The organism is Sphingomonas sp. (assembly GCF_039594485.1).
In the GTDB taxonomy this organism is placed as follows: domain Bacteria; phylum Pseudomonadota; class Alphaproteobacteria; order Sphingomonadales; family Sphingomonadaceae; genus Sphingomonas.
The window spans coordinates 40,982-49,108 of record NZ_JBCNNI010000031.1 but is presented as its reverse complement, the minus strand read 5'-3'; the positions used below and the strand labels follow the sequence as shown (position 1 = coordinate 49,108).

Below are 8,127 nucleotides of genomic sequence, written 5' to 3'. Positions count from 1 at the left end.
CCGAGGTGCCGCGGTTCTGGCGGATATACTTGCCGTTATGGCTGATCAGGCGGTGGCGCTTGCCGGCGACGCCGTGCTTGAGCTTGCCGGTCGCGGTGAGCTTGAAGCGCTTCTTGACGCCGCTCTTGGTCTTGAGCTTGGGCATTTTGGTCCTTTCGCTTTGAGCAAGGCAGAAACGGCCGCGGCAGCCCTGATGGCCGGGCCGTTCGTGACACCTCGCTCGGGAAGCGCGCCGCTTAGCCGAACTGCGGGGGGAATGCAACCGACGACGGGCCGAGAGACGACGGGGCCGGGAATAGGGCCTGGTACGGCGAAGGGAACCACCGCCTCGCTCGGGCGCTTGGGGCTGTCATGGATCATGCGCCTGCGGCCGACACCACCGCCCGCCCGACCGCGCTCCGCGCGGGGTGGCGGCGCCGGGCCGTGCGAATCGCCATCGGACTGCTGACCGTCATCGCCGCGATCTGGCTGGTGCTGTTCATCACCAAAGGGCGGTTCCTGCGCCATCCCTTCGAATCGATCGCCGGACGCCTGACCCACCGGACGGTCACCATAGGCGGCGACTTCCAGCTTTATTTCGCACCATGGCGGATCAAGTTCGTCGCCGAGAAGATCGCCATCTCCAACCCGGATTGGGCCAGTCGCCCCAATCTGTTCACCGCCGACAGGATCGATTCGCGGATCGCGCCGCTGTCGCTGCTGTTCGGCAAGCGGCGCTTCACCCGGCTGGAATTGACCAACGGCGCGGTCGACCTGGAATGGACGCCCGACCACCGCGCCAACACCTGGACCTTCAGCGCGAAGAAGGGTGGCAGGCCGTTGGAATTCCCGCGAATCGATGTGGCGACGGTGACGGGAACGACGATACGCTATCGCGATCCCCGGATGCGGGTGATCGCCGACCTCGCGCTCGACGATATCCGGTCGCGCGATGCACGGATCGGCCATGCGGTCGGCGTGCGCGGCAAGGGCGTGATCCGCACCACGCCGTTCACCCTGACTGCGCAGCTCCTGTCGCCCGACGCGACCGCCAATCGCGGCAGGAACGAACTGATCGCGCGGATGCGCGCGGCGGGCAATGTGGTCGATGTCGCGGGCACCCTGCCCTCGATCTCCGATGTCGAGAAGGTCCCGCTGACGACGCGGGCGCGGGGCAGGGATCTGTCCAGCCTGCTCGACATCATCGGCGTCGTCATCCCGCGCACCCGCACCTATGACCTGCGCGCGCAACTGGTGAAGGACGGCGATGTCTATCGCTTCACCCGGATGAAGGGGACATTCGGCGACAGCGACCTGGCGGGCAAGCTGACCGTGACCAATGGCGAACGGCTGCATCTCGATTCGGAACTGGCGACGGACAAGCTCGACATCATCGATGCGGCACCCTTCATCGGCTATAACCCGGACATCGTCGCGTCCAAGGGCGCACAGGCCGCCGCCGCCGCGACGGGGGCGGGCGCGCAAAGGCTGTTGCCCGACGCCGCATTGCCGGTGGCGACGATGCAGCGGTTTGATGCCGGGCTGAAATGGACGATCCGCACGGTCCGCTCGCGCCGGGTGCCGATCTCGAACGTCGACCTGACGCTGGCGCTGGATCGTGGCAAGCTGACCCTGTCGCCACTGCGCTTCGCGATGGCGCGGGGCGATGTGGCGTCTGACCTGGTGTTCGACACGCGCCCCCGCCCCAGCCGGGTCACCTATGACATCCGCCTTTCGCCGACGCCGCTGGGCCGACTGCTCGCGGGCTGGGGCGTGGCGGAGGCGGGGACGACGGGCACCGTCAAGGGTCGCGTCCAGTTGCAGGGGCGCGGGGACACCATCCATGATTCACTCGCCAGCGCAAACGGACGGATGGCGTTCATCCTGCCCGCGGGCTCGCTATGGACCCGCAACGCACAGCTCGCCGAACTGGATATCGGCACCTTCGTCCAGAAGATGTTCGAGGAGCGGCTGAAGGAGCCGGTGCGGATCAACTGCGGCCTGGTCGCCTTCACCGTGCGCGGCGGGGTCGCGGCGGCGGACCCAATCCTGATCGACACGTCCAAGAACGTCATCATCGGGCGCGGCGGCTTCAGCTTCCGCAACGAAGCCATCGACATGGCGATCCGCGCCGACGCCAAGAAGTTCAGCCTGTTCTCCGGTCAGTCCCCTATCGGCCTGACGGGCAGCTTCGCACAGCCGGGAATCGACCCGATCAGCGGCGACCTGCTCGCCCGCGCGGGGGCCGGGCTGGGCCTGGCGGTGGTGGCGACGCCGCTGGCGGGCGTGCTGGCGTTCGTCGATGTCGGTGACGCCAAGGCGGCGGCCTGCGGTCCCGTGCTATCCGGTGCCCGCGCCAATGCGCAGCGCACCAGCAAGGGCGCGCCGCGCCAGGATGTCGGCAACGGCACCACCGCCAAGTCGAAGGATGGCCGCCAGACGCAGAGCGAAGCCAAGGCGCAGCGCAAGAAGTTCCTGGGGATCTTCTGATCCCCGCCCCGCCGGGCAGGCCGGTCAGTGGTCGTGGTCGTGGTCGTGGTCGTGGTCGTGGGGCACGTTGCGCAGCGCCTCCAATATCTCTTCGGTGCGCGCGGGGTCGCCGATCGCCAGCACATGCCCCGCGCTGTCGGCGGTCAGCGGATCGCCGTTCCAATCGCACATCCGCCCGCCCGCGCCCTCGACCACGGGCACCAGCGCGGCAAAGTCGTGCAGCTTCAGCCCCGATTCGCAGACGATGTCGACATGCCCGCTCGCCAGCAGACCGTAATTATAGCAGTCGCCGCCATAGACCGGCCCCTGGCGCGGGCTGTTGCCGCTGATCGCGGTGACCAGCGCCATGAAATGCGGCACGTCGTCATCATCGAACAGGTGCGGACTGGTCGTCGCGATGGTTGCCCCCTCGAGTTGCGGGCAAAGTCGCGTCCGTGCCGGCGCGCCGTTGAACAGGGTTGGTCGACCCATCACGCCGACCCAGCGTTCGCGGGTAATCGGCTGGTCGATGATGCCCAGCACCGGCCAGCCCTGGTCGACCAGCGCGATCAGCGTCCCGAAGATCGGCCGCCCGACCGTGAAGCTGCGCGTGCCGTCAATGGGGTCGAGCACCCATTGCCGTCCCGTCACCCCCTCCTTGACGCCATATTCTTCGCCGTGAATCCCGTCGCCCGAACGTTCGGCGTCCAGGATGCGGCGCATCGCCGCCTCGGCCTCGCGGTCGGCCAGCGTCACGGGCGAGCGATCCGCCTTGATTTCCAGGCCCATCTCGCGACGGAAATAGGGACGGATGGCGGCACCGGCGGCGTCGGCCAGCTTCATCGCAAGATCGATATCGGCGGCATGTACGGACATGGGGCATGTCGATAGGATAGCTTGGCGCTATCAGCAATGGACGGCATCCCACGGACAGGATACTCATTCGTCACGTTAACCACGTTTTACGCGAGGATAGAGGGCATGAGGGCTTTGGTCGGCGTTCTTCTGGCAATGGCGGCGGTTCCCGCTGCCGCGGCATTGCGCCCCGGGGCGACCGCACCCGATTTCACCACGCGCGGCGCGGTGGCGGGCAAGGTGTTCACGCTGAACCTGAAGGACCAGCTTCGCCACGGTCCGGTCGTCCTCTATTTCTTCCCCGCTGCCTTTACCAGCGGATGCAGCGCCGAGGCGCGCGCCTTTGCCGAGAAGATCGACGCCTTCCGCGCGGCGGGCGCCCGCGTGATCGGCATGTCGGCCGATCCGGTGGACAAGCTGGCCGCCTTTTCCAAGGCCGAATGCGCGGGCAAGTTCCCTGTCGCCAGCGCCGGCCCCGCCATCGTCAAGGGCTATGACGTCGCGCTCGGCCGCCAGCTCGAAGGTCGCGATATCACCTCTCGCACCAGCTACGTCATTGGCCGCGATGGCCGCGTCGTCTTCGTCCATGACGACATGAACCCCGCAGAACATGTCGCCACGACGTTGGCCGCGGTGCGTGATCTCGCGGCCAAACGCTGATTGATGTGAACAGGGGCCTGTCATGCGTGGGGAGCGACGGGGTGGTTCCGCCAAATGGGGCTCGGTGGAGTTTTGCCATGGATCGGATCGGCGTTCGGGGAATTTCGCCCTGATGCACAAGGACCGCCTTTACGATCGCATCGGCCAGTTTCTCGACGATCACCGGCTCGCTCCCGATCCTGCGCATTATGCCTTCGTCCATGCCATCCTGACCGATCCGAACAGCAGCCTGGCGCGCGCCGCCGCCGATCTGATCGATGGCGGCGTGCGGCTGCATCAGGACGACATCCTGCGACTGGGCGGCCCGGCCCCGCAGCCGATGCCCCCCGACGACCACGCGCCCCCCGCCCCGCCCCGGCATTTCGTCCCCTCCACCAGCGAGGCGCAAACCGATTCGCTGGCCGAACAGACGCAGGGGCAGGTCGAGGCCTTTTCGGCGATGATTCGGACCATCCAGGCGGACACCTCGGCCTTCGGCGCCGATCTGGCCCGCAACGCGGCAGCGATCCAGCTTGGCGCGACGAACGGGCTGAACGCGCTGGCGACGCTGACCGGCGAGATGCTGGAGCGGATCCACGCCGCCGAGCGGCAATTGGCGCAGAGCACCGCCGAGGCGGAGGCCCTGCGCGAAAAGCTGGCCGAGGCGCGGGCGACCGCGCGGCGCGATCCGCTGACCGGGCTGGCGAACCGTCTGGCCTTCAATGAGGCGCTGAACCAGTGTTTCCAGACGCTGGCCCCCTGCCATCTGGCCTTGTGCGATGTCGACCGGTTCAAGCGGATCAATGACGAGCATGGCCATGCGGTCGGCGACCGCGTGCTCAACGCCATCGGTCAGATTCTCGCCGAGGAGGGGCGCGGCCATCTGGTCAGCCGCCATGGTGGGGAGGAATTCGCGATCCTGATCTCCAACGTCTCGGCCAAGGAAGCATTTTCCCTGGTCGAGCGTGCCCGCGCCTCGGTGCGCCAACGCAATCTTCGCGCGCGGGAAACCGGCGAGTCGATCGGGCAGATCACCTTCTCGGCGGGAATGACCACCTTCCGCCCCGGCGATACGCAGGAGACGCTGTTCGCCCGTGCCGACGAACTGCTCTATCGCGCCAAGAATGACGGCCGCGACCTGGCCTATTGCGACTGAGGTTTTCCGCCGCAAAATGGCGGAAAACACTTCCGCCATCTGGCGCATTCCACCAATCCGCCACGTGCGGAAATCAAATATCTCCTATTTTCAATAGTATAGAGAGTTGGCACGCCGCCTGCAAAGCTCCCAGCATCGGCCGCCCAAGGGTTGGGCGGCCGGATCGAAAAAGGGAGTGACATCATGTTTCAGACCAACCAGGCTCGCCAGTTCCTCGTTTCCTGCATCGGCGCGCTGCTGTTCGCGGGGATCGCCATCACCTCGGCCACGCCCATCCTGCCGATCGCCTGAACCGATGCGCGCTCGCGTTGCCATTCGACGCCACCGACCGCATCCCGCAAAGCCTTCGCTGTCTATCCGGCCGGGTCGTCCCGCCTCGACACTCGGCCGCTGCCCGCGCCTTCGTCAGGCGGGGGCGACCGCTCCGACCGGCCCCACCGGCGCTTCCTCTTCCCGCGAATAGGTGCCGGTGAGCACCCCGGCGGCGAGCACATGCCCCGCCATCGCCTCGACCATCGCGCCGCGCCCGGGCGTCGTCCCGCCGATCTCCACCGGCGCATCCAGCGCGAAAAGCTGAAACACATAACGATGTTCGCCATGTCCGCGCGGCGGATCGGGCGGCAACCAGCCTTCGCCGAGATAGGAGTTGCGGCCGACATCACCCCCTTGCGGCGTGCCGGGTCCATCGGCGGCGATCGCCCCCTCGACCAGATTCCCGGCATTGGGCGGCAGGTTCCAGAGGATCGCATGGACCAGCGGCTGCGGCGTCGGTGCATCGGCATCCTCGACCAGCAGCGCCAGCATCGCCGTGCCCTCGGGCGGATCGCCCCAGACCAGCGGCGGCGATACCCCGTCGCCATCGGCGGTGAACCGCTCGGGCAACCGCGCCATGTCGGCAAAGGCCGGGCTGCTCAGCGCCAGGCTGGCGGGCGGCGTCAGTTCGGGGCGGACGAGCGCGATCGATTCGACCCCGGCGCGCCAACCGCTCATCGCTTTGCCCAGCCAGGCGGGCAGATGTTCCAGCATGATCCTCTCTCCTCGCCTATGGTGCGCGGACCGCCACGGGGCGGGTCCGCCAGACATGGAGCGTATCGATCGCCCCGCGACATTCGGTCATGCTTGCCGCCTCCAGGAGGCGGAACCGGGCGCCGTCCCAACCGAATTGCTGCGCATCACCGCAATCGCCGAGACCCCGCCCCTTGCTCCAGCTCGACAGGCGGCCCGTGTCGCTCCATTCGGCGTTGACCAGCGTCACCGCCCCGCCGGGCTCGGCCTCGTCGGCGAAGGACAGGGCATAGTCGAACCGTGCGGGGCTCAACCGCCCGGCCCGCCAGATCAGCGGCTTGACCAGATAATTATAGGCCCCCGCACCACAGGACAGCAGCACCAGCGTCGACCGCCGGTCGAGCCGATAGGCGTCGGCGCTGACCATGCTGCCATCGCCGATCGCGCAGCCCAGACGGCGCCGCATGTCGTTGATCGCGGCGGCGGGAACATCCGGCGCCGCACCCGGCGGCGGCGTCACCACCCCCACCACCGGCAGCATGGGAATGGTGCCATGATAGGCCGCACGCCCGCTGGCGACCAACGCGGTCGCCGTGCCCGCCCGCCGCTGGCGATCGTCCATGTAGCGCAGGGCGGCGGCGATACCGTTCAGCGATACGGGCCTGGCGACGGGCGTCAGGATCGCGGCGCGGCGTCCTCGCACCAGCGCCCTCGCCAAGGCCCGCGCCGGGGCGCCCTCGACCCACCCCGCCGCCTGCCTGGTGAGCGCGACGGTCGCGGCGGGGCGTCCATCGATGCGGATCACCGCCCGCTGTCCCTTGCCAGTCATGTCGGCGACCTTCACCGAGACCGCCCCGTCGGCAGCCCGGCGGACGAGCAGCCCGGCGTCCTGCAACATGCCGTCATCGGGTGACAGCGACGCCGCCTCGCACCCGCCGCCATTGTCGCAGGCGACGATCCAGTCGCGGAACAGGGTCAGCCGGGCGGGTCTGGGTGTGTCCGTCACGGCCGCCGCGACGGGCTGGGCCAGGCTCATCAACCCCAGGAGAACGGCGATGCGGATCATGCGGGATCAACCCCTTTGCTGGCGGTGGCGTTCCGAAACGGATAGGACCATGGTCAAAGAATAGGGAGAGCATTGCGATGAAGTCAGTGGGCGTGATCGGTGCCGGTCAGATGGGCGCGGGCATTGCGCAAGTGTCGGCGGCAGCGGGCTATGCGGTCAAGCTGGCCGATGTCTCCGCCGAACGGGCCGAGGCGGGAAAGGCCGCCATCGCCAAGGCGCTCGACCGGCTGGTGACGAAGGAGAAGACCACCCGCGCCGACGCCGATGCGCTGCTGGCCCGGATCGAGCCGGTCGGCAGCCTTTCGGCGATGGCCCCGTGCGAACTGGTGATCGAGGCCGCGACCGAGCGCGAGGGCGTGAAGCGCGCGATCTTCGAGGAGGTCGGCAAGGTCCTGTCCGGCACCGCGATCCTGGCCACCAACACCTCGTCCATCCCGATCACCCGGCTGGCGCAGGCCGCGCCGGATGCGGGCCGCTTCGTCGGCGTCCACTTCTTCAACCCGGTGCCGGTCATGGGCCTGATCGAACTGATCCGGGGGCTCGCCACCTCGGACGGGACGGTCGCCACGGTCGAAGCCTTCGCACAGGATCTCGGCAAGCGCGTGGTCCATGCCAATGACGCGCCGGGATTCATCGTCAACCGCGTGCTGATGCCGATGATCAACGAGGCGATCTTCGCCCTTGGCGAGGGCGTGGCGACGATCCCCGATATCGACGCCGCGTGCCAGTTGGGGCTCAATCACCCGATGGGGCCGCTGACGCTGGCCGATTTCATCGGGCTCGACACCTGCCTGGAGATCACCCGCGTCCTGTTCGAGGGGACCGGCGACCCCAAGTTCCGCCCTGCCCCGCTGCTGGTCAAATATGTCGAAGCGGGCTGGTATGGCCGCAAGGTCCAGCGCGGTTTCTATGACTATACGGGCGCGGAGCCGGTGCCGACGCGGTAAGATAATTCCTC

The 8,127-nt window shown here is 67.9% G+C and carries 8 protein-coding genes; 4 read left to right on the top strand and 4 right to left on the bottom strand.

Annotation, left to right across the window (positions count from 1 at the left end; translation table 11 throughout):
* The coding region (locus tag ABDV78_RS14635) for a 50S ribosomal protein L35 (protein WP_343528145.1) at window positions 1-145 on the bottom strand (145 nt) is incomplete at its 3' end.
* 206 nt (window positions 146-351) lie between these two features.
* Between ABDV78_RS14635 and ABDV78_RS14630 the strand changes: the two genes are divergently transcribed.
* A complete protein-coding gene (locus tag ABDV78_RS14630) occupies window positions 352-2,469 on the top strand; it encodes an AsmA family protein (protein WP_343528140.1) in 2,118 nt (705 codons plus the stop codon).
* Between the two features lie 24 nt (window positions 2,470-2,493).
* Here the strand turns inward: ABDV78_RS14630 and ABDV78_RS14625 are convergent, their stop codons facing one another.
* Window positions 2,494-3,324, bottom strand: coding sequence for an inositol monophosphatase family protein (locus ABDV78_RS14625; RefSeq protein WP_343528139.1), 831 nt, complete (start codon window positions 3,322-3,324; stop codon window positions 2,494-2,496).
* 105 nt (window positions 3,325-3,429) lie between these two features.
* Between ABDV78_RS14625 and ABDV78_RS14620 the strand changes: the two genes are divergently transcribed.
* Both ABDV78_RS14620 and ABDV78_RS14615 read left to right on the top strand, forming a co-directional pair.
* Window positions 3,430-3,963 (top strand): peroxiredoxin, encoded by a 534-nt coding sequence (locus tag ABDV78_RS14620; protein ID WP_343528138.1) that lies wholly within the window; start codon window positions 3,430-3,432, stop codon window positions 3,961-3,963.
* Between the two features lie 112 nt (window positions 3,964-4,075).
* Entirely contained in the window at window positions 4,076-5,098 is a 1,023-nt protein-coding gene (locus ABDV78_RS14615) for a GGDEF domain-containing protein (RefSeq protein ID WP_343528137.1), read from the top strand.
* A gap of 405 nt (window positions 5,099-5,503) precedes the next feature.
* Here the strand turns inward: ABDV78_RS14615 and ABDV78_RS14610 are convergent, their stop codons facing one another.
* Together ABDV78_RS14610 and ABDV78_RS14605 are read right to left on the bottom strand one after the other, a co-directional pair.
* Window positions 5,504-6,124, bottom strand: coding sequence for a YbhB/YbcL family Raf kinase inhibitor-like protein (locus ABDV78_RS14610; RefSeq protein WP_343528136.1), 621 nt, complete (start codon window positions 6,122-6,124; stop codon window positions 5,504-5,506).
* A gap of 16 nt (window positions 6,125-6,140) precedes the next feature.
* Complete coding sequence (locus ABDV78_RS14605) at window positions 6,141-7,169, bottom strand: DUF1176 domain-containing protein (protein ID WP_343528135.1); 1,029 nt, start codon at window positions 7,167-7,169, stop codon at window positions 6,141-6,143.
* A 77-nt stretch (window positions 7,170-7,246) separates the two neighbouring features.
* On the opposite strand from ABDV78_RS14605, the gene ABDV78_RS14600 reads away from it, so the two are divergent.
* On the top strand, window positions 7,247-8,116 hold the full coding sequence (locus tag ABDV78_RS14600; protein WP_343528134.1) for a 3-hydroxyacyl-CoA dehydrogenase NAD-binding domain-containing protein: 870 nt from the start codon (window positions 7,247-7,249) through the stop codon (window positions 8,114-8,116).
* Window positions 8,117-8,127: the final 11 nt, after the last annotated feature.

Excerpts from the sequence above, each read along its gene's own strand:
- ABDV78_RS14630 (WP_343528140.1), top strand. The coding sequence starts at position 352 with ATGGATCATGCGCCTGCGGCCGACACCACCGCCCGCCCGACCGCGCTC.
- ABDV78_RS14625 (WP_343528139.1), bottom strand. The coding sequence starts at position 3,324 with ATGTCCGTACATGCCGCCGATATCGATCTTGCGATGAAGCTGGCCGAC.
- ABDV78_RS14620 (WP_343528138.1), top strand. The coding sequence starts at position 3,430 with ATGAGGGCTTTGGTCGGCGTTCTTCTGGCAATGGCGGCGGTTCCCGCT.
- ABDV78_RS14615 (WP_343528137.1), top strand. The coding sequence starts at position 4,076 with ATGCACAAGGACCGCCTTTACGATCGCATCGGCCAGTTTCTCGACGAT.
- ABDV78_RS14610 (WP_343528136.1), bottom strand. The coding sequence starts at position 6,124 with ATGCTGGAACATCTGCCCGCCTGGCTGGGCAAAGCGATGAGCGGTTGG.
- ABDV78_RS14605 (WP_343528135.1), bottom strand. The coding sequence starts at position 7,169 with ATGATCCGCATCGCCGTTCTCCTGGGGTTGATGAGCCTGGCCCAGCCC.
- ABDV78_RS14600 (WP_343528134.1), top strand. The coding sequence starts at position 7,247 with ATGAAGTCAGTGGGCGTGATCGGTGCCGGTCAGATGGGCGCGGGCATT.